The sequence below is a fragment of the Jiangella alba genome, assembly GCF_900106035.1.
GTDB classification, from domain to species: domain Bacteria; phylum Actinomycetota; class Actinomycetes; order Jiangellales; family Jiangellaceae; genus Jiangella; species Jiangella alba.
This window is the reverse complement of the sequence record NZ_FNUC01000003.1, coordinates 2,415,372-2,438,437: the sequence shown is the minus strand read 5'-3', so window position 1 is coordinate 2,438,437 and position 23,066 is coordinate 2,415,372. Positions and strand designations below refer to the sequence as shown.

The following is a 23,066-nucleotide window of genomic DNA, read 5'->3' as shown; positions in this document are numbered from 1 at the left end:
CTGGGAGGAGACTCAACGTGAGTGACGTGAGGAAGCGCGGGCCGTTCGGCTCGCGCCGTGCGGCCGGCGCCGCTGTCGGCGCCGCGCTGCTGGGTGGCGGCCTGATCGCCGTTCCGGCCGCAGTCGGTGCGGACAGCGAGCCCCCGGTCAAGGTGCCCGACGCCGAGGTGTACGAGCCGTCGGCGCTGCCGGACCGGGTCATCCTGGTCCCGACGACGACCCCGGCCACCTCGCAGAAGGTGACCTGGCGCTCGGAGACCGGCGGCGAGTACGCGCAGGCGCAGATCCTGGAGGCGCCGATCGCCCTGGGCGACGTGAAGCCGGCGGAGGGCGCCGTGCGCACCGTCATGGCCGGCTCGACAAACCCGGTCAACACCAGCCTGGGTTACGCGTCGATCTACCACGAGGTGGAGTTCACCGGCCTGGAGCCGGACACCCGCTACACCTACCGCGTCGGCGACGGCGTCAACTGGAGCGAGTGGATCGACTTCACCACGGCCGCCGACGGGTTCGAGCCGTTCTCGTTCATCTACTACGGGGACATGCAGAACTACATCGACTCCGCCGGCCCGCGGGTGTTCCGGCAGGCCTTCGCCGACCGCCCGGAGGCGAAGGTCATCGTCAACGCCGGCGACCTCGTGAACACGGCCAACAGCGAGCTCGAGTGGGGCCAGTGGCACGCCGCCGACGGCTTCATCAACAGCCAGGTCAACAACATCTCGGTCACCGGCAACCACGAGTACAGCGGCGGCCAGCTGTCGACGTTCTGGCAGCCGACGTTCCCGAACCCGGAGAACGGCCCGGACTTCGGTGCCGACGCCACCAACGCCGCCCTGCGCAACACCATCTACTCGGTCGACTACCAGGGCGTCCGCTTCATCGGCCTGAACACCAACGTCCAGAGCCAGGCGCCGATCATGGCCGCGCAGACCGCGTGGCTGGAGCAGCAGCTGGCGGACAACCCGAACAAGTGGACCGTCGTGACGTTCCACCACCCGGTCTACTCGGTCGCGTCCGGCCGCAACAACCCGGTCGTCCGCAACCAGTGGGGCCCGCTGTTCGAGCAGTACGGCGTGGACCTCGTCCTGCAGGGCCACGACCACACCTACGGCCGCGGCAGCACCACCGCCTCGCGCCGGTCGGTGACCGTCCACGACAGCACCGTGTACGCGACCTCGGTGTCGGGCGGCAAGATGTACGACGCCGTCGACAGCAACTGGGTCGACAACGGCGCCGACCAGATGTCCATCGGCCAGGACATGCAGCTCTACCAGATGATCGACGTCACGGCCGACAGCATCACCTACGAGGCGCGCTACGCCAACGGTGAGCACCACGACGGCGTCACCATCCGCAAGAACGACGCGGGCGAGCGCACCGTTCAGGAGATCCGCACGCCGGAGAACACCGTCGGCGAGCAGGTCGCCACCGACACGACCGCCGTGGACTTCAAGGGGACGGTCAACGTGTCGGCGTGGGGTTACGAGCCGGGCGAGACGGTGAACGTCTACGTCCGCAACGTCGAGCGCGGCCAGGACGTGCTGGTCGGCGAGGCGACGGCGGACGAGCTGGGCCGCCTGCTCGAGCTGCCGGTGACGTTCCCGTCGTCGGCGAAGAAGCTGAGCACGCAGGTCGTGTACCTGGAGAGCGTGAACCAGCAGATCACCAGCCCGGAGATCACCGTCAACCGGTGACGCCCGGACGCACGGAGGCGGGCCGCCCCGGGAAGGGGCGGCCCGCCGCGGTGTTACCCGACGTCCGACTGCGCGGCCGTGCGGACCAGCGCACCGCGCTCGCGGCCGCTGATCAGGCCGGCCGCGGCCAGCTGGTCGGCCAGCTCGGTCGTGTGCCGGACGAACGCGCCGTGGTTCGGCCAGTCCTGGTCGTCGAGGACGTGGTCGTTGACGGTGCAGGTGCCGGCCAGCGGGTGGTTCGGGACGCCGGTGTCGGCGCCGTCGATGACGACGGTCGCGCGGGTGTCCTGGTCGCCGCAGATCGGCAGCGCCAGCGGGCCGCCGACGACCGGCAGCTCGACCGTCGTGCCGGCGAGGTCGACGGACAGCTCGGTGCCCGGCTGCGGGCGCAGCGTGAACTCCGAGTCGGTCGACCAGATCATCAGCCCGATCTGCGAGCCGGCCGGGATCACCTGGTCGTCCGGCTGCAGCGGCACCGTCACGTCGACGAACTGCCTGGGCGTGAGCGGCTTCTCCTCGGTGAGCGAGTCGCGGTTCAGCGGGTCGGCCCAGCCGCGGGTGATGACGCTCGTGGTGGGGCGCTGGGTGCTCGACGCGCAGGCGGAGTCACCGGTCCACGGCAGCTTCACCAGCGCGACGGTCAGGTTGGCCCGCGCCTTCGAGGCCGCCATGCGCACCGTCACCTCCGTGGTGCCGGACAGGTGGACGTTCTCCGTCAGCGTCGGCGTGGTGTAGAGCAGCCGGTGCTGCGACGGCGCCGTGGCCAGCGCGCCCGCGTTGCAAGCGTTCGTCCCGGCGTCGACCAGCGTCTCGGTGGCGTCGTCGGCCAGCGCCAGCGAGGTCAGGCCGCCCGCCGTCGCCCCGCCGGCCCGCAGGTTCAACGTCGCGGTGGAGGCCGCCGGGTTCGGGTAGTCGGCGTACGGGGTGACGGTGCTGCCGCCGAGCTCGTTGCGGACGATGAAGGCGGTGTTCTGGTCGTCCTCGATGGCGTTGTCCTGGCCGTAGAGGTACTGCGAGAACCAGCGGTTCATCATGTCCAGCGGCGGGTTGCCGCCGTGTCCACCCTGGTGGAAGTACTCGTGGACGGTGACGCCCTTGGCCTCGAGCGCCTCGGAGATGCGGACGCTGTGCTCGGGCACGACGTTCCAGTCGTTGAACGCGTGCGCCATCAGCACCGCCGCGCGCACGTCGTCGAGCTGGTTCAGGTAGTCGCGGCCGGCCCAGAAGTCGTTGTAGTCGCCGGTGACGCGGTCGTGCTCGGCCTGCATGACGTCGCGGACGGTGTCGCGGCAGTACTGCCGCTTCTCCAGGTCGCCGCTGTTGATGTAGTCGAACAGGTAGTCGACGTCCTCGCCGAGCCAGCCGCCCGGGTTCCGCACCAGGCCGTTGGACCGATAGTAGTGGTAGTAGGACGTGTTCGGTGCGACCGGGATGATCACCTCGAGGCCCTCGACGCCGGTGGTCGCGGCGGCCAGCGGCAGCGTCCCGTTGTACGACGTGCCGGTCATGCCGACCCGGCCGGTCGACCAGTAGGCCGTCACCTCCTCGTCACCGTCGGCGCTGGTGAAGCCGCGGGCCCGGCCGTTCAGCCAGTCGACGACCGCCTTCGGCGCCAGCGACTCGTTCGGCCCGCCGACCGTCGGGCAGCCGTCGGACAGCCCGCTGCCCGGCGACTCGGAGTGGACGACGGCGAAGCCGCGCGGCACCCAGGTGTTGATCAGGCTGGACGAGATGCGCGGGCTGGTGCCGCCCGGCGCGCGGGCGGCGTCCGGGAGCGCGTCCGGCGACGTGCGCAGCGGCGGCTGGGCGCCCAGCTCGACGTTGACGTTCCAGAAGAACCTGGTGTTCGTGCTCGCCGTGCCCGAGTAGTACGGGCTGGACTCGTACACGACCGGCACCTCGAGGCCGGCGCCGTCGGTCTCGGCCGGCCGGGTGACGTCGACGTGCATGCGGTCCAGCTCGCCGTCGCCGTCGGTGTCGAACTCCGTCTCGACCCAGAGCTCGTGCTGGATGAACGGTCCGGTGAACACCGGCTGCGCCAGCCCGTCGACGAACGTGGGCTCGGCGGGCGCGGGCGCGGGGGCGGGTGCGGCGCCGGCCGCGCCGTTCGCGGCGGTGAGCAGGGCGGCTGTACAGACGCCGGCGGCGGCGAGTGCCGCGCCGGCTCTGGTCCGGTGTCGGCGCTGGGCCATGAGCGGTCCTTCCTCGTAGGGCTGGATGCTCGGACGCTAGTGGCGGCCCAGTGCAATGTCATCCGACACCTGTCGCATGACAACCGATGTGAACCCGACAGCGGTTCTACGCCAGCTCGAAGCGGATCGTCCTCGTCGCGGGGTCGGCGGCGGCCAGCCGGGCGCGGACGTCGGTGCCGAGCGGCAGCTCGGCGCCGTCGCTGATGGGCGCCTCGACCGCGGGCTCGCGGATCGTGACGTCGCCCTTGCGCTGGTCGCGGTCGTCGACCTCGACGACGACGCCGTCGAAGCTCTCGCCCACGTGCGCGTGCAGGACGGCCGCCTCGACGAGGTCGAGGACGGCGCGCTCGTATTGGTTGGCCCGGCGGGTGGAGCCCTGCATGGTCTTCGGGAGCTCGCCGAGGCGGTCGACGACCCAGCCCGGCACGGCGTCGCCCGCGCTCAGCGCGACGCAGATCTCGCCCGCGTACCGGTCGACCAGCCGCCGCAGCGGCGCCGTCACGTGCGCGTAGTCGGCGGCGATGGCGGAGTGGCCGGTGTGCTCGGGCAGCTCGCCGGCGAACCCGACGTAGCCGGAGCCGCGCAGCAGCCGCGTGCACGCGACCAGCATGGCGGCGTGACTGGACGTGGCGGGGTCGAGGGAGCGGACGAACGCGGGGTAGTTCTCGTCGTCGGGCCAGTCGATGCGCAGCGCCCGCGCGGTGCGCCGCAGCCGCTTGACGTCGCGCGGGTCGGCCGGTGCGAGCGTGCGGAGCAGGCCGGTCTTCGCCGTCACCATGAACGTCGCCGCCGTCATGCCCGTCAGCAGCGAGATCTGCGCGTTCCACTGCTCGACCGGGTGCTGCTGCCGGAACGCCAGCGACCAGTGCTCGCCGTCGACGCGGACCTCCTGCTCGGGCAGCGGCAGCGAGACGCCGCCGCGCTCGGCCTCCTGCGCCTGCCGGCGCTCGCCGACCTCTTTCAGCAGGGTGAACACCGGGTCGGCGGTGCCGTTGTCGAGCTGCTCCTGCACCTCGGCGTACGACAGCTTCGCGCGGCTGCGCACCCGGGCCCGCTCGACCCGGGCCGCGACCGTGCCGCCGTCGCCGTCCAGCTCGATGGTCCACAGCAGCGCCGGGCGCACCTGGTCGGCCAGCAGCGACGCGGCGTCCTCGGACAGCGCCTTCGGGTAGAGCGGCACCTTGGAGTCGGCGCCGTAGAGCGTCTCGCCGCGCTTGTGCGCCTCCTCGTCCAGCGGGTCGCCGGGGCTGACGAACGCGCCGACGTCGGCGATGGCGTAGTGGACGGTGTACCCGGCGTCGCTCTTCTCGATGTGCAGCGCCTGGTCGAGGTCCTGCGCCGTCGCCGGGTCGATGGTGACAAACGGCAGGTCGGTGCGGTCGAGGTCCGGGAGGCGGGGGCTCTTCGCGGCCCGCTGCGCCGCCTGCTCGACCTCCGGCGGGAACTCCGGCGCGACGTCGAGCTCGGCCTGGATGGCCGCCACCCCCGCCCGCAGCGTCTCGCCGTCGGCGGACAGCACCTCGTCACGCAGCCGCACCACACGTCTGGGCACTGCCGTCCTCCCCTGCGGGTCGCTCGATCGGCCGTCCACAGCCTCTCACGGGGTGTCACGAACCGCTCGCGGAACGCACCCACAGAAGGTGTGAGCTGGCTGGCCTACGTCGACGAATCCATCCGCACCGACGACGGCGTGTACGTGCTCGCGGCCGTCGCCCTCGACCGGGCGGACGCCGCGGCCGTGCGCGCCGCCGTCCGGGCGCTCGAACCACGCCCCGGCCGGCGCTTCCACTGGCGCGACCGGCTCCCGGCCGCACGGCACTCGGCCGCCGGGCTCCTCGCCGGGTTGCCGACGCTGGCGATCGCCGTGGTGGGCGCGCCGGTGAATCCGCGTCGGCAGGAACGCGCCCGCAGGCACTGCCTGGGGGCGCTGCTGTTCGAACTGGCCGACGCCGGAGTGGACGAGGTCTGTCTGGAGTCGCGCAATCCCGTGGCGGATCGGCGCGATCTCGACGTGGTCGGCGGCTTCCGCGTGCGTGGCGTCGTGCCGCCGACACTGCGGGTGGCGCATGCGCGCGCGGGCGACGAGCCGTTGCTGTGGGCCGCCGACATCGTGGCCGGTGCGATCTGCGCGGCCGAGGGGAAGGAGCCCGCCTACCGGGAGGCGGTGGCCGCGATCCTCACCGAACATCGCATCGGACTCACTAGGAAGCGCGAAGCCGAGGTCCGGGTATACCCCCGGGGTCCTCGGCCCACTTCCGACCCCACCGCGGAGGGACCGGCGTCGGGATCAGGATAGCAAGATCAGCCCTTCGGCGTCAGCTCACCGGCGGCGGGATGGCGCGGCGGTAGCGCTCCCCCAGCACCCGGAGGTGCTCGACCAGCTCAGGGGGCGACGTGACGTGGAAGTCGAGGCCGAGCATGCCGATGTAGACGGCGATGATCTCGAGGGAGTCGGCGCCGGTCACCAGCACGCAGGTGGACTCGTCCACCGACTCCACCACGCCGACCGTCGGGTTGATGCGGGCCAGCACCTCGGCCGCCGGCGCGGAGACGGTGATGCGGGCGTGGACGGACCAGCCGGCCGACGCGACCTCGCGCAGGACGAACGCGGTGTAGTCGCCGCCCGGCAGGGTGGCCGGCGCGAACCGCAGGCCGGTGCGCATGCGCATCGACATCCAGTCGACGCGGTAGGGGTGCCAGCCCGACGCCGGGTCGCGGCCGACGAGGTACCAGTGCCGCTGCCAGCTGACCAGGCGGTACGGCTCGACGGCGAGGGGCGGGGCGGTGTCGGAGCGGCCGCGGTAGCCGAACCGGACCTGCTCGTGGTCGCGGATCGCCGCCGCCAGCGCCGTCAGCACCGACGCGTCGACGACCGGGTCGGCGACGTTGCTGCCGGTGTTCTCCGGGCCCTGCGACAGCGCGTCATTGACGGCGGCGACCTGACGGCGCAGCCGGTGCGGCAGCACCTGCTCGAGCTTGGCCAGCGCCCGCGCGCTGCTGTCCTCGATGCCGGCGACGCCGCGGCCGGCCCGCAGCCCGATCGCGACCGCCACCGCCTCCTCGTCGTCCAGCAGGAGCGGCGGCAGCCGGGCGCCGGCGCCGAGCCGGTAGTGCCCGGCCGGGCCGCGCGCGGCGTCGACCGGGTAGCCCAGCTCGCGCAGCCGGTCGACGTCGTAGCGGATGGTCCGGGCGCTGACGCCGAGGCGTTCGGCCAGCTCAGTACCGGTCCAGGCGGGCCGCGACTGCATCAGCGAGAGCAGCGCCAACATCCGTGCGGAAGTCCCGGTCATACTAGGAAGATACCTTGCCTAATAGGCCCGTAGCGTGACTGTCATGACGAACACCACCGCACCGATCCACCCGTTCCGCGTCGAGATCAGCCAGGCCGACCTCGACGATCTCCACGACCGTCTGGTCCGCACCCGGCTGCCCCGCCCCGTCCCCGGCGACGACTGGGACTACGGCACGCCGAACCACTACCTGAGCGAGATGGTCGAGCACTGGCGCGACGGGTTCGACTGGCGGGCGCAGGAGGAGCGGATCAACGCCTTCCCGCATTACCTCACCGAGATCGACGGCCAGACGATCCACTTCATCCACGTGCCGTCGGCCGAGGCGGACGCGACGCCGCTGCTGCTCGCGCACTCCTATCCCGGCTCGTTCATCGACTTCCTCGACATGATCGGCCCGCTGACCGACCCGGTCGCGCACGGCGGCAGGGCCGAGGACGCGTTCTCCGTCGTCGTCCCGTCGATGCCGGGCTTCGGCTTCAGCACGCCGGTCGAGGACCGCGGCTGGACGATGGCCCGGGTCGCCCGCACCTACGACACGCTGATGCGCCGGCTCGGCTACCAGAGCTACGGCTCGCACGGCAGCGACGGCGGCGCCATGGTGTCGCGCGAGCTGGGCCTGCTGAACCCGCCCGGGTTCCTCGGCCTGCACGTGCTGCAGCTGTTCTCGTTCCCGTCCGGCGACCCGGCCGAGTTCGCCGACCTCTCCCCCGCCGACCACGCCGGACTGAAGCACCTGGAGTGGTTCCAGGCCGTCGGCGGCTACAACGCGATCAACGCGTCGCGCCCCCAGACGGTGGCCGTGGGCGTGTCCGACTCGCCCGTGGGCCAGCTGGCCTGGAACGAGCTGTTCAACTCCTTCGGCAACGGGACCAGTCTGGTCACTCGCGACCAGATCCTCACCGAGGTGTCGCTGTACTGGTTCACCAACACGTCGGCGACGGCCGGGCGGTACCACTTCGAGGAGGCTCGCTCTGGCGCCGAGCCGGCGGTCAACCACGCGCCGACGGGGGTCGCGGTCTTCGCCGACGACTTCCGCACCATCCGGGCGTTCGCCGACCGCGACAACGATGCCATCGTCCGCTACACCGAGTTCCCCGACGGCGGGCACTACGCGTCGCTGGAGCGGCCGGACGTGCTGGTCGAGGACCTGCGGGCGTTCTTCGCCGGGCTGCCCGCTCAGTGACGACGCGCAGCGGCGCCGTCGACCGCCTCGGTGAGGAGGTCGACGGCGCGTTGCGCTGCCGGGTGCTGGGCGGCGGACTTGCGGACGCAGACGTGGATGCGCCGGACGGGGGTGGGCGCGACGATGCGCACCGTCGTGACCCCGGCCGGGAGCTCGCGGATGCCCAACCCGGGGACGACGGTGAGCCCGATGCCGGTCGTGACGAACGGGATGGCCGTGTGGTAGTCGTGCGTCTCGACGGCGAACTCCGGCGAGAACCCGGCCTCGGCGCAGGCCCGCAGCAGCACCCGGCGGCAGGCGCCGTCGTCGAGGTCGTTGTCGATCCAGCGCCGGGCGCCCAGCTCCGCCAGCGGCACCTCGCCCCGAGCGGCCAGTGGGTCGTCGGCGCGGACGACCGCGACGAACGGGTCGTCGACGAGGTGGCGGACGTCGGTGCCCAGTGGCGGCTCCCAGTCGGGCCGCTCGACGAAGATGTCGACGTCGGGCTCGGGGCTGTCGGGCCGCTTGACCTCCGTCATCCGCAGCTCCAGCCGCAGCTCCGGGAACTCCTGGTGCAGCGCGGCGACGACGGGCGGCAGCCAGGCCGCGCCGGCGGAGGCGAAGTAGCCGATCGACAGGCTGCCGACCCGGCCCGCCCGCAGGTCGCCGACCAGCCCGTCGAGCCTGGTGAGCGCCTCGAACAGCGGCTCGGCCTCGGCCGCCAGGGTACGCCCGGCGGCGGTCGGCTCGATGCCGCGGCCGGCGCGGTCGAACAGCCGCAGCCCGGTCTCGCGCTGCAGCGCGGCCAGCTGCTGGCTGACGGCGGACGGGGTGTAGCCGAGCGTGTCGGCGGCGGCCCGGACGGAACCGGTGGCGACGACGGCGCGCAGCAGGCGGAGGCGGGGCACGTCCAGCATGCGCCCATCGTACAGCCAGACTTAACGATGCGACAGTAATACGTGCTTGTGCTGTCGAATCCACGCACCGCACCATGTCAGGGTGACGCAGACCCTCCCGGCGCCCGCCGCCGCCCCGCCCCGCCTCACCGAGAACCGCAAGGCCGCCATCGCCGTCGCCGTCACGGTCGTGCTCTGGTCGTCGGCGTTCGTCGCCATCCGCGACGTCGGGCACACCCTCTCCGCCGCGCCGCTCGCGCTGATCCGGCTGGCGGTCGCGTCGGTGGCGCTGACGGCGATCGTCGTCGCCACCCGCGGCCGGCGGGTCATCCCGCAGCCGCTGTCGCGGCGGACGTACGGGCTGATCGCGGCCTGCGGCGTGCTCTGGCTGGCCATCTACACCGTCGCGCTCAACGCCGGCGAGCAGCACGTCGACGCCGGCACCGCGGCACTGCTGGTGAACGTCGCGCCGCTGCTGATCGCGTTCGGCGCCGGGCTGTTCCTCGGCGAGGGGTTCCCGCGGGCGCTGATCGCCGGGTCGCTGGTGGCGCTGAGCGGCGTCGCCGTCCTCTCGCTCGGCTCCACGGGCGACCGCGACTGGCTGGGCATCGGGCTGTGCCTGCTGGCGGCGGTGCTCTACACCGCTGGGGCGCTGATCCAGAAGGTCGTGCTGCGGGTCACCGACGGCCTGACCACCACCTGGCTGGCCTGCCTCGTCGGCACCGCGGTGCTGCTGCCGTGGACGCCGCAGCTGGTGTCGGAGCTGGCCGGCGCGTCGGCGGGTGCGATCCTGGCCGCCGTCTACCTGGGCCTCTTCCCGACCGCGATCGGGTTCACCACGTGGTCCTACGCGCTCAAGCGGATGGACGCCGGCCGGCTCAGCGCCACGACGTACATCGTCCCCACGGTGTCGGTGCTGATGTCGTGGGCGCTGCTCAGCGAGGTCCCGACGGTGTTCGGCTTCATCGGCGGCGCCATCAGCCTGGTCGGTGTCGCGATCTCCCGGCGGCGGCGCCGGGGCTGAGGCAGGATCGAGGGATGCGGCTGGATCTGAGCGGACGCACCGCCCTCGTCACCGGGTCGACCCAGGGCATCGGCCGGGCCATCGCGGCCGGGCTGGCCCGCTCCGGCGCCCGGGTGGGCGTCAACGGACGCAGCGCCGGCAGCGTCGACGCCGCCATCGACCGGTTGCGGGCCGAGGTCGACGGCGCCGACCTCGTCGCCGTCCCCGCCGACGTCACCACCGACGACGGCGCGGCCGCGGCGCTCGAGGTGCTGCCCGCGGTGGACGTCCTGGTCAACAACCTCGGCATCTTCGAGGCGACGCCGGCGCTGGAGATCACCGACGCCGAGTGGCGGCGGTACTTCGAGGTGAACGTGCTGGCCGCGGTGCGGCTGACCCGCGCCTACCTGCCCGGCATGCGGGCCTGCGGCTGGGGCCGGGTGCTGTACATCGCCAGCGACTCCGCCGTCGTCATCCCGGCCGAGATGATCCACTACGGCATGACGAAGACGGCGCTGCTGGCGGTGTCGCGCGGGTTCGCGAAGGAGGCGGCCGGCAGCGGCGTCACCGTCAACAGCGTCATCGCCGGGCCGACGCACACCGGCGGCGTCGAGGACTTCGTCTACCAGCTGGTCGACCGCGACCTGCCGTGGGACGAGGCGCAGCGCGAGTTCATGCGCCGGCACCGGCCGCAGTCGCTGCTGCAACGGCTGATCGAGCCGGACGAGATCGCCAACCTCGTCGTGTACCTCAGCTCGGCGCAGGCGTCGGCGACGACGGGAGCCGCCGTCCGGGTGGACGGCGGCTACGTCGACTCGATCCTGCCCTAGACGACCCAATCGCCGCTGTAGACCACGCGGTGCCCGGTGCGCCGCTGCCAGGCCGTGACGATGCCGGCGACGAACCGGTCGCGCAGGTCGTCGATGCCGGCCTCGTGGAAGCCGAGCAGCGCGAGCGCGTGCAGGACGGCGTCGTCGGCGTCGACGACCGGACGGCCGCGGCGAGCGGCCCGGCGCCCGGCGACGTCGCCGACCAGGTCGTACAGATCGCGGGCGGCGGCGACCAGCGGACGGCGCTCGTCCTCGGTGCGGCGCCGGTACCAGGCCGCGTGCTCCTGCGGCGTGCCGCGCAGCGCCAGCGTCAGCAGCAGCTCGTGCGCCCGCGGCAGCAGCTCCCGCGCGGCGTGCGCGACGAACTGGTGCAGCTCCACGTGCTGCAGGACGCGCGGCTCGAGCACGTCGGCGCCGACGAACCGGACCTGGTCCCAGCCGGGGCGGCCGCGGTTGAACTCGCGCATCCACCGGACGAGGTCCAGCATCGGCTGGCCGCGCAACCCGGGCCGCGCCTGCCCGACGGCGTCGCGGGCGCTGCTGCCGTCGCCGCGGACGTACCGGTCGAGGACGACGCCGCTGCCCCAGCTCTCCTCCCAGGCGATCGTCCGGAAGCCCAGCTCCTCGACCAGGTGGCGGGCCTGCCGGTGCTTCAGCGCGAACGGGGTGTGGGCGCCGAGCCCGGCGACGGCGGCGTCGCCCACCGTGCGGCGCAGCTGCTCGAGCTCGTCCAGTGGCCCCTGCGGGCGGCTCAGGTACGGGACGTCGATGCTCATGCCGACGAGACTGGCCTCGCGGCGTGGTCGCGCTCGTCCGCTCAGCCGCTGATCCGCGCCGTACGCCCGCCGACGTACGCCCGCGACCGTCAGCCGCAGACCCGGTTCGCCAGCCGGACCAGCTCGACCATGGCGGGTCCGTCCAGCGGATACGACTCGGGCACCTCCATGGAGCCGTAGCCGACGCTGTACTCGATCAGCCCGGCGTCGCCGCTCATGCTGGACGCCTCGGCGCAGTTCTCGACGGCCCAGGTCACCTCCACCTGCGCGCTGCCCTGGCCGTCCAGCGCCACGGGCAGCTCCGGCGGCGTGGCCGCCATGCCGGGCGCCATGGGCACCATGGCCGTGATGCGCACCGACCGGCCGGAGTAGTTGAACAGCGGCAGCGTCATCGTGACGCTGGTGTCGGCGACGGTCATCGCCGCCGGGCCGGCGAACTGGACGTACCCGCCGCCGAACTCGCACTGCTCGGTCCAGAGCATGCCGATGCCGCCGTAGTCGACGTGCTGGTCGGCGGTCACCGTGCGCTCGTCGCCGCCGGCGTCGCGGACCCGGACCCGCAGCGACGACGGCGCCGCGGCGGTGCAGTCGGCCAGCAGGCCGCGCTGGCGGACGACGACCCAGACGCCGGCGGCCGCCTCGACCGCGTCGATCGGGTCGGTGCCCGGCTCGACGCCGAAGCCGTCCGCCTCGATGCCGATGATCTCGACCGGCCGGGAGCCGATGTTCACCAGTTGCAGGTCGAGCGCGACCGACCCGTCGCCGCCGGCCTCCGGCGTCCACGTCGACGGGCCGCTGACGATGCCGACGCGGGCCAGCTCGGCGGCGTCGTGGCGGGCGTCGGCGACGACGGTGCCGATCAGGGCCCCGGCGACGAGGGCCGCCGCCGGCACGGCCCAGCGCCGCCAGCGGCGCCGGGCCGGCTCGTCCGCGCCGCTGGGGCCGTCGTGGCCGCCTGGTCCCTCGTCGCCGCCTGGTCCGTCGTCGCCGGCGCGGCCGACGACTCCGAGGTCGAAACTGTCGTCGCGCCCGTCCCCCACCGTCATTCCTGGATTGTGGCCGGACAGGCCTGCCCGGACAACCGCGCCAGCGCCGTGAACCCGGAGCCGGGCAGCACGAGGATCTGCTCGGTCTCGGCGTCGCCGTGCAGGACGCGGACCGCGACCGACCCGCCGGACGCGCCCATCGCCGGGCCGCAGTCGGTTACCGTCCACGTGGTGGTGAGGAAGGCACTCTGGCCGGCCGGGACCACCAACCCGCCGTCGTCGCCGGTGGTGAGGCCGAAGCCGGGCGCCCGGGCCGCGACCGCGCCGAGGCGGAGGTCGTCGAGGCCGGTGTTGGCCAGCTCCAGCCGCAGCACGACGGCGCCGTCGCCGCTGCTGACGACCGTGCTGTCGCGTAGCTGCAGCCCGTACTGGAACTGACCCTGGCACTCGAGGTACCAGAAGCCGCGCAGGCCCTCGTACTCGTCCGGCGGCGCCAGCTCGACCAGCCGTTCGTCGCCCGACGCCGTGCGGGCGCGCACCGCCAGGCTGGTCGGGAGCGGCCCGGCGCAGTCGACCTGCAGGCCCCGCTGCACGAACGTCACCCACGCGCCCGGATCGGCCGGCACCGGCTCGGCGGTCTCGGTGGCCGGCGTCCCGTCGATCTCGACGCCGAGGATCTCGACCGCGTGGTCGCCGGCGTTGAGCAGGTGGACGCTCAGCTCGCCGCGCGGGCGCTGCCCCGTGAAGATCGGCTGCGCCGGCCCTCCGTACAGCTCCACCCCCGCGTACCCGCCCGCGTCGTCGCGTGCCTGCGCGACCACCAGCCCGGCCACCCCGCCGACCGCGAACGCCGCGGCGACGGCGGCCCAGCGGCGCCAGCCGGGGCGACGGCGGGCTGGGCGCGGCTGGCCCGGCTCGCCCGACGCCTCCGGCGGTTCCCGGTCCCGGCCGCCGCCCACGACGCCGAGGTCGAGCGGCTCGTCCGGCTCCGTCACGACGAGCCCGCACAGACGCGGTCGATCAGCAGCACCAGCGCGGCCTGCGCCGCGGCGTCCACCGGATGGCTACCGCGCGACGCCTGCTCGCCGGTGAACGCATAGGCGAGGTAGGGATCGGGCCACTGCAGCGCGAGCTCGCAGTCATCGACAGTCCAGGTCACGGGCGCGCCGAGCGACTCGTCCGGCGGTAGCTCGAACGGCAGCTCGGCCACCGTGGCGACCAGCCCCGGGGTCTCGGACGCCAACTCGACCACCTCCAGCGGCTCGGTGCCCGGATTCGACAGCCGTACCTCAGTGGTGACGCTACCGGCGTCGGTGGCGGTCACGGTGGCCTCGACGGATGGGAACATCAGCTCGTGTGGCCGGCAGGCGGACTCCCACACGTCGCCGACACCGCCGAACTCGGGCAGCCCGTCGGCCTCGACCACTCGTTCCGTGCCGCCTCCGTCGCGGACCCTGATCCGCAGGCCGTCGCCGGGGCCCGCGGCGCAGTCGGCGATCAGGCCGCTCTGGCTCGCGGTCACCCACTCGCCGGGCGGTGCCGGGACCGGTTCGGCCGCCTCCTCGCCGGGCCGGACGGCCACGCCCTCCGGTTCCAGCCCGAGGATCTCGACCTCGTGCTCGCCGAGGTTGAGGACGCTGACCTCGATCCGGCCGGGCGAGTCGTCGTCCGCCCGCTCGGTCAGGCTCAGGATCGCCCCGCTCACCAGCCGGACATCGGCATAGGCGGCGGCGTCGTCGCGGGCGTCGGCAACGATCAGCCCCAGCCCGCCGCCGGCGACGAACGCCGCGGCGACGGCCGTCCAGACCCATCGGCCACTATGTGCACGCCGGGGCTCGTCGTCCGGCTCGCCCTGCGTCGCACCCACCACGCCGAGATCGAGCGGCCCCTCGGTCCCCTGGCTCATCGATGCATTGTCGCTGAGTGACGACGCCGCTCACAAGGTTCTCATCTGGGCCTGGCACCATCGGCGGGTGCCGAAGCTGCTGGTCATCACGAACACCCACGCCGGTTCCGCACGCGACGAGGCAGTGCGGACGGCGCTGGGCGTGCTGCGGGCGGGCGGCGACGTCGAGGTGGCGGACCTCGACCCGGACGCGCTGCCGGGCGTCCTGGCGCGCCACCCCGGACACCGGCCGGTGGTGCTGGGCGGCGACGGGTCGGTGCACCTGCTGGCCGCGACGGCTCTGGCGGCCGGGCTGCTGGACCGGCCGCCGTTCGCGTTCGGGCTGGTCCCGCTGGGCACCGGCAACGACCTCGCGCGCACGCTCGGGCTGCCGCTGGACCCGGCCCAGGCGGCGAAGGTGGTGCTGGACGGGCGAGAGCGCGACCTCGACGTGCTGACGGACGACGCGGGCGGGGTGGTGGTGAACGCGGTGCACCTGGGCGTCGGCGCGGAGGCCGGGCGGCGCGCCGTCCCGCTGAAGCCGCGGCTGGGCCGGCTGGCCTACCCGGTGGGCAGCGCGGTCGCCGGGGCGTCGGCACGCGGCTGGCGGCTGCGGGTCACCGTCGACGGCGCGGAGGTGGCGGGCGGCGACCGGCGCGCGCTGATGGTCGCGCTCGGCAACGGCGTCACCATCGGCGGCGGCGCCCCGGTGACGCCGTCGGCCGAGCCGGACGACGGCCGGGTGGACGTGGTCGTGTCGTTCTCGACCGGGTGGCGGGCCCGGCTGGCGTTCGCGGTGGCGCTGGTCCGCGGCCGGCACCCGGAACGGCACGACGTCGTCGAGGTACGCGGGCACACGGTGACGGTCGCGGGCGGCCCGGTTCCGCTCAACGCCGACGGCGAGCTGGCCGAGCTGGCCGGGGCGCGGACGTGGACGGTGCGGCCGCACGCGCTGCGCGTCACCGTCCCGGCCTGACGTCCCCCAAGCGACGTCCCCGAAGCGACGTCACAGCGTCACCGACAGCACCTCCGACATCGTCGCGGTGTCACCGTCGACCCGCCCGGTCTCCCAGCGCACCCGGGCGGACCCGTCGGTGACCTCCAGGGTGGCCAGCGCGTTGTCGAACCGCGGCCCGGCGTCGATCGACCAGCGCACGGACGGCTTCGGCACCCGCGCCAGCCGGGCCAGCGCGGTCCCGGCGACCCGGGCGACGGCGAACGCGGCGGCGCCGTTGAGGTAGCGCAGGGTCCGGCTCAGCGGGTTGCGCACCGGCGAGCAGACCAGCTGGTACACCCGGCTGGTGCCTGCCGTGCGGCCCGGGTAGGCCAGCCGCGCCGCATAGGAATAGTGCACGTCGCCGGAGAGGAACGAGACGGTCTGCGGCCGCCGCCCGTCCGGCGCGGTCGCCACCTCCGTGACCAGCGCGGCCATCGCGTCGAACGAACGGCTGAACGCCGCCCAGTGCTCGAGGTCGATCGCCTGCCGCAGTGACTCCGCCGCCCGCGCGAACCGGCCGCCCCACGCCCCGTCGGCGGTCGCCTCGTTCCAGGCCTCGAGGTCGTGCAGGCCGCGCGGCAGCAGGTACGGCAGGGACGTGCCGAGGAACAGGTGCTCGACCCGCTCGGTGTCGCGGACCCGGCCGGCGATCCAGTCCCACTCGGCGTCGTCGACGATCGTGCGCTTCCCCGGATCGAGGACGCGGCCGCAGCGCGTGTCGATCATCACCAGCCTGGCCGGGCCGATGTCGCGGGTGAAGCTCCACCGGTACGACGCCGGGTCCTGGTCGGCCCGCCAGGCGAACTCGTCCAGCACCGCACCAGCGTCGCCGCGGGCGGCCAGGACGGCGGCCAGCACGGGGTCCGCGGCCCGCTCGGACGGCGACAGGTTGCCCACGTGCTGGTACAGCCAGTACGCGGCGAGGCCGCCGGTGATCCGGCGCCGCCACCACGCCTGCCCGGCCATCGTCGCCCGCCACGCCTGCGAGGTGTTCCAGTCGTCGCGGATGTCGTGGTCGTCGAAGATCATCGCGGCCGGGACGGTCGACAGCAGCCAGCGCACCGCCGGATCGGTCCAGGCCAGCCGGTAGAGGTGGGCGTACTCCTCGAAGTCGGCGACCTCGGCGCCGGGCGGCTCGGCGACGTCGCGGCGCCCGGCGATGAACTCGCGCATCTTCTCCGACGTCTCGTCGGCATACACCTGGTCGCCGAGCAGCACGAGCGCGTCCGGCCGGGCCGACTCGTCCGCGCCGGCCAGCGTCAGCGCGAGAGCCCGCAGCGCGTCGGTCCCGTAGACGCGGTCGTGCTTCGCGTCGTGCGGCACGCTCATGCGGCAGGAGCCGAAGGTGAGCCGCACGCCGCCGTCGCCGCGCGTGCGGATGACCGGCGGCGGGAACGGCGACCCGGGCTCGGGCCAGGCGTGCTCACCGTCCACCTCGACGGCGTACGGCGTGGACGTGCCGGGTTGCAGCCCGTCGACGGCGACCAGCGCGTAGTGGTGGCCGTGGACGGTGAACGTGCCGGCGGTCGCGTCGAGGACCCGGACGGTGGCGGGGCGCGCGGTCTCGACCCAGATCAGGGCGGAGGTGCGGTCGACGTGACGCAACAGTGGCCCGAGGACCAGCGAGCCCGGCACCCGCGCCTCCTTCGTGGACATTAGGGTCGGTTCCGTGCCGTTCCGTACCCTACTGGCCGTCGTCATCACCCTCGTCCTGGCCGCGTGCGGGCAGGACGCCGCCTCGACCGGCGGCGCCGGGACCCCGGCCGTCCCCGACCCCGAGACGATCCTCGCCGACGCCCGCGCGCTCCCGGGCATCGACGACGTCACGCTGCGCTATCGCGATCCGGACGGCGACGAGCACCCGGAGCTGCCCGCCGACCCCGCCGAATGGGCCGCCTGGACGGTGCGGCTCGACGTCGTGAACCGGGCCGAGTCCGGCGCGGGCTCGGCGGTCGAGACGATGGACGACCTCGAGCAGCTCTGGGACCGCGCGGCCATGGCGGCGGCGACGTCGACCCCCGGGACCATCCGGACGCCGTTCCCGCTGCCGCAACTGGAGGTGTGGCTGCATCCCGTCACGCCGACGGGGTCGGAGATCACCGTCCGCGCGTACCCGCTGCCGGAGTCGCGCGACGCGGTCGGCGGGCCGGTCGGCGACGCGTACCTCTTCGCCGGCACGCCGGGGGTGGTGCGGGCGGTGTTCGACGGCGAGACCGCCGACGTCCGGGTGGGCGACGCGTCCGACCTGGCGAAGGTGGCCGACGTCGCGGCGGTGCAGGGCGCCGGGGTCGACGTCGTCCGCACCATCGACGACTCGGCGGAACTCGCCGTGGCCGACGCGCCGCCGCGGCCGCCGTACACCCCGAGCGCCGACTGGCCCGCCGACCCGTCGGCGCCGGAGTGCGACCCGGCCGGCCTGCGCCTCGAGATCACCGGCAGCGACGCCGCACTGGGCTCGCGGTACCTGTTCCTGGGCGCGACGAACACCGGCCCGGCGCCCTGCGCCGTCCAGGGCCACCCGGACCTCACCTTCCGCACCCTCGCCGAGGAGCCGCTGACGGTCACCGCCGTCCCGGCGCCCGGCGCCGCGCGGGTGGTGATCCCGCCGGGCGCCCGGGCGATGGCGGTGGTCGAGTGGAACGCCATGCCGACGGCGGACAACCCCGACCTCACGTACGAGGTGGTGCTGGCGGCGGCGCCGGGCGCGCCGGCCACCGAACTGCCGCTGACCTCCTGGGCCGTCGAGGGGTACGGGCCGCACACCAACCTCGACATCGTCGACGGCGGAGAGGTCACGGTGACCGAGTGGCGGCCGGACGGCGCGCCGTTCTGACCGAGTTCGGTCCGAGGAAACCTCAGCGATACGCGAACATCACGCGGGCGGCGATCCGGCTCAATAGGCTCCCTGCCATGACCGCCGGCACGCTCGAACACCCCGATCTGCTTCCCACCGATGACGTCGTCCGCTTCGCCGAGTCCTTCGCCTGCCTCGCCGACCCCACCCGGGTCCGGCTGCTGCACGCCGTCGCGACGGCGCCCGCCGGGCGGACGGTGGGCGAGCTGACGCAGCGGCTGGGCATCAGCCAGTCCACCTGCTCGCACCACGTCCGCCGGCTGGCCGAGCTCGGCTTCGTCCACGTCGGCCGCCAGGGCCCGTTCACCCGCGTCACCGTGAACGAGGCGTGCATCATCGGGCTGCCGCACATGGCCGACGTCGTCATGGGGGCGCTGGCCACGCGGCCGCAGCACCCCGAGGACGTGCCCGCGGGCATCGTCGTCCGGGAGCTGCGGCTGGACGACTGGCCGGAGGTGCGCCGCATCTACCAGGACGGCCTCGACACCGGCCTCGCGTCGTTCGACACCACGGTGCCGCCGAGCACCCGGCTGTCCGCCCGCTGGCTGCCCGGGCACCGCTGGGTGGCCGAGCTGGACGGCGCGGTGGTCGGCTGGACGACCATCGCGCACGCGTCGCCGCGCGAGCCGCTGCGCGGGGTGGGCGAGACCGCGGTGTACGTCGACCGCGCGCACCGTGGCCGCGGCGTCGGCAAGGCGCTGCTGTTCCAGCAGGTCACGGCCGCCGACCGGGCCGGCATCTGGACGCTGCAGACGTCGGTGTTCAGTGCGAACCGGGCCGGGCTGTCGCTGCACCACCAGGCCGGCTACCGCACCGTCGGCGTCCGCGAGAAGTTCGGTCAGCGCGACGGCGTCTGGCACGACTGCGTCCTGCTGGAGCGCCGGGCGGGCAGCGCCTTGACATGATCGGCGCACCGTCCCTTCAATGGCCCGTGAGAACGCCGTGTGGAGGGGCGAGGCCATGCGCACCAGCGAGTTGCACGTACTCCCCTGCGGCGACCACGCCGTCCTGGTCGAGCTGGACGACCTCGAGGACGTCCTGGCGCTGAACGCGGCGCTGCGCGACCACGAGCCGCCCGGACTGGTCGACGTCGTCCCGGCGGCCGAGACGCTGCTGATCATGTTCGATCCCGGCGTGACGTCGGCCGAGCGGCTCACCGACGACCTCGCGCACCTGCCCGACGAGCGACCGGCCACCGACGAGCCGCCGCTGGTCGAGATCCCGGTGAGCTACGACGGCCCGGACGTCGACGCCGTCGCCGCGGCCGCCGGGCTGTCCGCCGCCGAGGTGGTGCGCCGCCACGCGGGCGGCACGTACACCGTCGCGTTCACCGGGTTCGCGCCCGGCTTCGCCTACCTCACCGGGCTGGACCCGCGGCTGGTGCTCCCCCGCCGCGAGACCCCGCGCACCCGCGTCCCGGCCGGCTCGGTCGCCATCGCCGACCGCTACACCGGCGTCTACCCGCGGTCCGGGCCGGGCGGCTGGCACCTGCTCGGGCACACCGGCGCGGTGCTGTGGGACCTCGACCGCACGCCGCCGGCGACGCTGCTGCCGGGCACCCGGGTGCGGTTCACGGAGGGCCGCGCGTGACGACCCCGATCGACCTCAACTGCGACCTCGGCGAAGGCTTCGGCGCCTGGCCCATGGGTGACGACGCCGGCCTGCTGGCGGTCGTGAGCAGCGCGAACGTGGCCTGCGGGTTCCACGGCGGCGACCCGACGATCATGCGCGGCGTCTGCGAGATCGCCGCCGCCCGCGGCATCACCGTCGGCGCGCACGTCGGGTACCGCGACCTCGCCGGGTTCGGCCGCCGCGAGATCGCCATGCCGGCCACCCAGCTGGCCGACGACGTCCTGTACCAACTGGCCGCGCTGGACGGCATCGCCCGCGTCACGGGGACCCGGGTCCGCTACGTCAAGCCGCACGGCGCCCTCTACAACGTGATCGTCCGCGACGCCGAGCAGGCCGCCGCCGTCGTCGACGCCGCCCGCTCGTACGACCCGGGGCTGACGATCCTCGGCCTGCCCGGCTCGGAGGTGCTGCGCATCGCGGCCGTGCACGGGCTGCCGACGGTGGCCGAGGCGTTCGGCGACCGCGCCTACCACGCCGACGGCCGCCTGGTGTCGCGGCGACGGCCGGGCGCGCTGGTCACCGACCCGGACGAGGTCGCGGCCCGGTGCCTGCAGATCGTCACCACCGGGCAGGTCACCAGCATCGAGGGCGACCCGGTCGCGGTCGCCGCCCGATCGCTGTGCGTGCACGGCGACACCCCCGGCGCCGTCGCCATCCTGCGCCGCGTCCGCGAGGTGCTGACGGAGCACGGCGTCACGATCGCCGCGTTCGCATGAGCGGCGCCGGCCCCGCCCTCGAGATCGTCGAGCCGGGCCTGCTGGCGATCGTCGAGGACCTCGGCCGGCCGGGCCTCGGCGCGCTCGGCGTCGGGCGGTCCGGCGCGGCGGACGAGGACAGCTTCCGGCTGGCGAACCGGCTGGTCGCCAACGCCGAACGGGCCGCCGCGATCGAGTTCGTCCTGGGCGGGCTGGTGGTCCGGTTCCGGCGGACGGCGACGGTCGCGCTCACCGGCGCGCCGGCGGAGGTGCGGGCCGGGCACCGGGCCGCGGCGTTCAACGCGCCGTTCGCGGTCCGGGCCGGCGACCTGCTGCGGGTCGGGCGGCCGGCCCGCGGGCTGCGCTCCTACCTGGCGGTGCGCGGCGGGCTGGGCGTGCCGCCGGTGCTGGGGTCGCGGTCGTGGGACTCGCTGGCCGGCATCGGCCCGCCCCCGCTGCGCTCCGGCGACCTGCTGCCGCTGGCCGGCGACCACGCCGGCCATCCGTCCGTCGACGTCGCGCCGGTGCCGCCGCCGGTGGACGACGTCACGCTGCGGGTGCTGCCGGGCCCGCGGGCGGACCGGTTCGCGCCGTCGGCGCTGAACACCCTGTTCGCCACCGCGTACGAGGTGACGGCGGACAGCGACCGCGTCGGGCTGCGGCTGGCCGGGCCGCCGCTGCGGCGCGCGGCCGGCGCGGCCGCGGAGCTGCCGCCCGAGGGCATGGTGACCGGGGCGCTGCAGGTGCCGCCGGACGGGCGCCCGGTGCTGTTCCTCGCCGACCACCCGGTGACCGGCGGCTACCCGGTGATCGGCGTCGTCGCGGCCGCCGACCTGTCGCCGGCCGCCCAGCTGCGCCCCGGCGACACCGTGCGGTTCAGGCGGACTTCTCCCGCCGCTGCCGGCGCCCCGGCGCGCGGCCCCGCGGCAGCAGCGTCGGCAGCACGTTCGCGTCGACCACCTCACGGGTGATGACCACGCGGGCGACGTCGTCGCGCGACGGCACCTCGTACATGGCGTGCAGCAGCACCTCTTCGATGATGGCCCGCAGGCCGCGGGCGCCGGTGCCGCGCAGCAGCGCGAGGTCGGCGACCGCCTCGACCGCGTCGTCGGTGAACTCGAGCTCGACGTGGTCCAGGTCGAACAGCCGGATGTACTGCTTCAGCAGCGCGTTGCGCGGCTCGGACAGGATACGGATCAGCGCCGCGCGGTCCAGCGGCCTCACGGTCGTGATGACGGGCAGCCGGCCGACGAACTCCGGGATCAGCCCGAACCGCAGCAGGTCCTCCGGCATCACCTCGCCGAGCGGGTCGCCGTCCGGCGCCGGGCGGGCCAGCTCGGCGCCGAAGCCGAGCCCGCGCCGCCCGGTGCGCGCCCGGATCGCCTCGTCCAGGCCCGCGAACGCCCCGGCGACGATGAACAGCACGTTCGTGGTGTCGATCTGGATGAACTCCTGGCCGGGATGCTTCCGGCCGCCCTGCGGCGGCACCGACGCAGTGGTGCCCTCGAGGATCTTCAGCAGCGCCTGCTGCACGCCCTCGCCGGAGACGTCGCGGGTGATCGACGGGTTCTCGCTCTTGCGGGCGATCTTGTCGACCTCGTCGATGTAGACGATCCCCGTCTCGGCCCGGGCCACGTCGTAGTCGGCGGCCTGGATCAGCTTCAGCAGGATGTTCTCGACGTCCTCGCCGACGTAGCCGGCCTCCGTCAGCGCGGTGGCGTCGGCGATGGCGAACGGCACGTTCAGCAGCCGCGCCAGCGTCTGCGCGAGGTACGTCTTCCCGCACCCGGTCGGGCCGATGAGCAGGATGTTCGACTTCGCGACCGTGACGTCCGACGCGGACGCCCGGACCCGCTTGTAGTGGTTGTAGACGGCCACCGCGAGCGCCTTCTTGGCCGCGTCCTGGCCGATGACGTACTGGTCGAGGAACTCGTGGATCTCACGCGGCTTCGGCGGGTCGACCGGCTCGCCCGCGTCGTCGAACGCGGGGTCCTCCTCGATCAGCTCGTTGCAGACCTCGACGCACTCGTCGCAGATGCAGACGCGGGCGGGCCCCGCGATCAGCGTCTTCACCTGCTTCTGGCTCTTGCCGCAGAAGGTGCACGTCATCGAATTCAGACCCACATTTCAGATGTTCGGACCATCTGGATGGTGACGGTATCCTGGATCGC

The 23,066-nt window shown here is 74.0% G+C and carries 21 protein-coding genes; 11 read left to right on the top strand and 10 right to left on the bottom strand.

Annotated elements, in window-relative coordinates; translation table 11 throughout:
* Positions 1–17: 17 nt before the first annotated feature.
* Positions 18–1,694: a purple acid phosphatase family protein gene (locus BLV02_RS13675; RefSeq protein ID WP_216094415.1), complete on the top strand. Its 1,677-nt coding sequence runs from the start codon at positions 18–20 to the stop codon at positions 1,692–1,694.
* Between the two features lie 53 nt (positions 1,695–1,747).
* Here the strand turns inward: BLV02_RS13675 and BLV02_RS13670 are convergent, their stop codons facing one another.
* Both BLV02_RS13670 and BLV02_RS13665 read right to left on the bottom strand, forming a co-directional pair.
* Entirely contained in the window at positions 1,748–3,886 is a 2,139-nt protein-coding gene (locus tag BLV02_RS13670; protein WP_074946322.1) for a Xaa-Pro dipeptidyl-peptidase, read from the bottom strand.
* A gap of 106 nt (positions 3,887–3,992) precedes the next feature.
* Positions 3,993–5,438: an RNB domain-containing ribonuclease gene (locus BLV02_RS13665; protein WP_083288980.1), complete on the bottom strand. Its 1,446-nt coding sequence runs from the start codon at positions 5,436–5,438 to the stop codon at positions 3,993–3,995.
* A 90-nt stretch (positions 5,439–5,528) separates the two neighbouring features.
* Here BLV02_RS13665 and BLV02_RS13660 point away from each other — a divergent pair, with 90 nt between their 5' ends.
* Positions 5,529–6,182 carry a hypothetical protein gene (locus tag BLV02_RS13660; protein ID WP_069113453.1) on the top strand — a complete coding sequence of 218 codons (654 nt, stop codon included), beginning with the start codon at positions 5,529–5,531 and terminating at the stop codon, positions 6,180–6,182.
* Positions 6,183–6,201: 19 nt separating this feature from the next.
* Here BLV02_RS13660 and BLV02_RS13655 read toward each other — a convergent pair whose 3' ends face one another.
* The gene (locus BLV02_RS13655) at positions 6,202–7,176 is read right to left on the bottom strand and encodes a helix-turn-helix transcriptional regulator (protein ID WP_069113454.1); all 975 of its coding nucleotides are present in this window, start codon (positions 7,174–7,176) and stop codon (positions 6,202–6,204) included.
* A gap of 43 nt (positions 7,177–7,219) precedes the next feature.
* On the opposite strand from BLV02_RS13655, the gene BLV02_RS13650 reads away from it, so the two are divergent.
* On the top strand, positions 7,220–8,362 hold the full coding sequence (locus tag BLV02_RS13650; protein ID WP_069113455.1) for an epoxide hydrolase family protein: 1,143 nt from the start codon (positions 7,220–7,222) through the stop codon (positions 8,360–8,362).
* Here the strand turns inward: BLV02_RS13650 and BLV02_RS13645 are convergent.
* Complete coding sequence (locus BLV02_RS13645) at positions 8,356–9,258, bottom strand: LysR family transcriptional regulator (RefSeq protein ID WP_069113456.1); 903 nt, start codon at positions 9,256–9,258, stop codon at positions 8,356–8,358. The genes BLV02_RS13650 and BLV02_RS13645 overlap by 7 nt on opposite strands.
* A gap of 82 nt (positions 9,259–9,340) precedes the next feature.
* On the opposite strand from BLV02_RS13645, the gene BLV02_RS13640 reads away from it, so the two are divergent.
* Both BLV02_RS13640 and BLV02_RS13635 read left to right on the top strand, forming a co-directional pair.
* Positions 9,341–10,261 (top strand): DMT family transporter, encoded by a 921-nt coding sequence (locus tag BLV02_RS13640; protein WP_069113457.1) that lies wholly within the window; start codon positions 9,341–9,343, stop codon positions 10,259–10,261.
* Between the two features lie 14 nt (positions 10,262–10,275).
* Positions 10,276–11,070, top strand: a complete 795-nt coding sequence (locus BLV02_RS13635) for an SDR family NAD(P)-dependent oxidoreductase (RefSeq protein ID WP_069113458.1) — start codon at positions 10,276–10,278, stop codon at positions 11,068–11,070.
* Here the strand turns inward: BLV02_RS13635 and BLV02_RS13630 are convergent.
* The 4 genes from BLV02_RS13630 to BLV02_RS35650 form a co-directional block, all read right to left on the bottom strand.
* On the bottom strand, positions 11,067–11,846 hold the full coding sequence (locus BLV02_RS13630; protein ID WP_069113459.1) for an erythromycin esterase family protein: 780 nt from the start codon (positions 11,844–11,846) through the stop codon (positions 11,067–11,069). The two genes, BLV02_RS13635 and BLV02_RS13630, sit on opposite strands and share 4 nt — an antisense overlap.
* An 89-nt stretch (positions 11,847–11,935) precedes the next feature.
* Positions 11,936–12,892, bottom strand: coding sequence for a hypothetical protein (locus BLV02_RS13625; RefSeq protein WP_141711737.1), 957 nt, complete (start codon positions 12,890–12,892; stop codon positions 11,936–11,938).
* On the bottom strand, positions 12,889–13,827 hold the full coding sequence (locus BLV02_RS13620; RefSeq protein ID WP_069113461.1) for a hypothetical protein: 939 nt from the start codon (positions 13,825–13,827) through the stop codon (positions 12,889–12,891). Before BLV02_RS13620 ends, BLV02_RS13625 begins: the two co-directional genes overlap by 4 nt.
* On the bottom strand, positions 13,824–14,738 hold the full coding sequence (locus tag BLV02_RS35650) for a hypothetical protein (protein WP_069113462.1): 915 nt from the start codon (positions 14,736–14,738) through the stop codon (positions 13,824–13,826). The genes BLV02_RS13620 and BLV02_RS35650 overlap by 4 nt, the downstream gene beginning before the upstream one ends.
* Before the next feature lie 67 nt (positions 14,739–14,805).
* On the opposite strand from BLV02_RS35650, the gene BLV02_RS13610 reads away from it, so the two are divergent.
* Positions 14,806–15,693 carry a diacylglycerol/lipid kinase family protein gene (locus BLV02_RS13610; RefSeq protein WP_083288983.1) on the top strand — a complete coding sequence of 296 codons (888 nt, stop codon included), beginning with the start codon at positions 14,806–14,808 and terminating at the stop codon, positions 15,691–15,693.
* Between the two features lie 30 nt (positions 15,694–15,723).
* On the opposite strand, the gene BLV02_RS13605 is transcribed toward BLV02_RS13610, so the two are convergent.
* On the bottom strand, positions 15,724–17,349 hold the full coding sequence (locus tag BLV02_RS13605) for an alkaline phosphatase D family protein (RefSeq protein ID WP_216094416.1): 1,626 nt from the start codon (positions 17,347–17,349) through the stop codon (positions 15,724–15,726).
* A 34-nt stretch (positions 17,350–17,383) separates the two neighbouring features.
* Here BLV02_RS13605 and BLV02_RS13600 point away from each other — a divergent pair, with 34 nt between their 5' ends.
* The 5 genes from BLV02_RS13600 (at position 17,384) to BLV02_RS13580 (ending at position 21,866) form a co-directional block, all read left to right on the top strand.
* The gene (locus tag BLV02_RS13600) at positions 17,384–18,547 is read left to right on the top strand and encodes a DUF4232 domain-containing protein (protein ID WP_069113464.1); all 1,164 of its coding nucleotides are present in this window, start codon (positions 17,384–17,386) and stop codon (positions 18,545–18,547) included.
* Positions 18,548–18,624: 77 nt separating this feature from the next.
* Complete coding sequence (locus BLV02_RS13595) at positions 18,625–19,473, top strand: helix-turn-helix domain-containing GNAT family N-acetyltransferase (protein WP_069113465.1); 849 nt, start codon at positions 18,625–18,627, stop codon at positions 19,471–19,473.
* 19 nt (positions 19,474–19,492) lie between these two features.
* Entirely contained in the window at positions 19,493–20,158 is a 666-nt protein-coding gene (locus BLV02_RS13590; protein WP_216094417.1) for a 5-oxoprolinase subunit B family protein, read from the top strand.
* A complete protein-coding gene (locus BLV02_RS13585) occupies positions 20,155–20,916 on the top strand; it encodes a LamB/YcsF family protein (protein ID WP_141711738.1) in 762 nt (253 codons plus the stop codon). Before BLV02_RS13590 ends, BLV02_RS13585 begins: the two co-directional genes overlap by 4 nt.
* Positions 20,913–21,866, top strand: a complete 954-nt coding sequence (locus BLV02_RS13580; RefSeq protein ID WP_069113467.1) for a 5-oxoprolinase subunit C family protein — start codon at positions 20,913–20,915, stop codon at positions 21,864–21,866. Before BLV02_RS13585 ends, BLV02_RS13580 begins: the two co-directional genes overlap by 4 nt.
* On the opposite strand, the gene clpX is transcribed toward BLV02_RS13580, so the two are convergent.
* On the bottom strand, positions 21,772–23,004 hold the full coding sequence (gene clpX / locus BLV02_RS13575; RefSeq protein ID WP_069113468.1) for an ATP-dependent Clp protease ATP-binding subunit ClpX: 1,233 nt from the start codon (positions 23,002–23,004) through the stop codon (positions 21,772–21,774). The two genes, BLV02_RS13580 and clpX, sit on opposite strands and share 95 nt — an antisense overlap.
* Between the last annotated feature and the right edge of the window lie 62 nt (positions 23,005–23,066).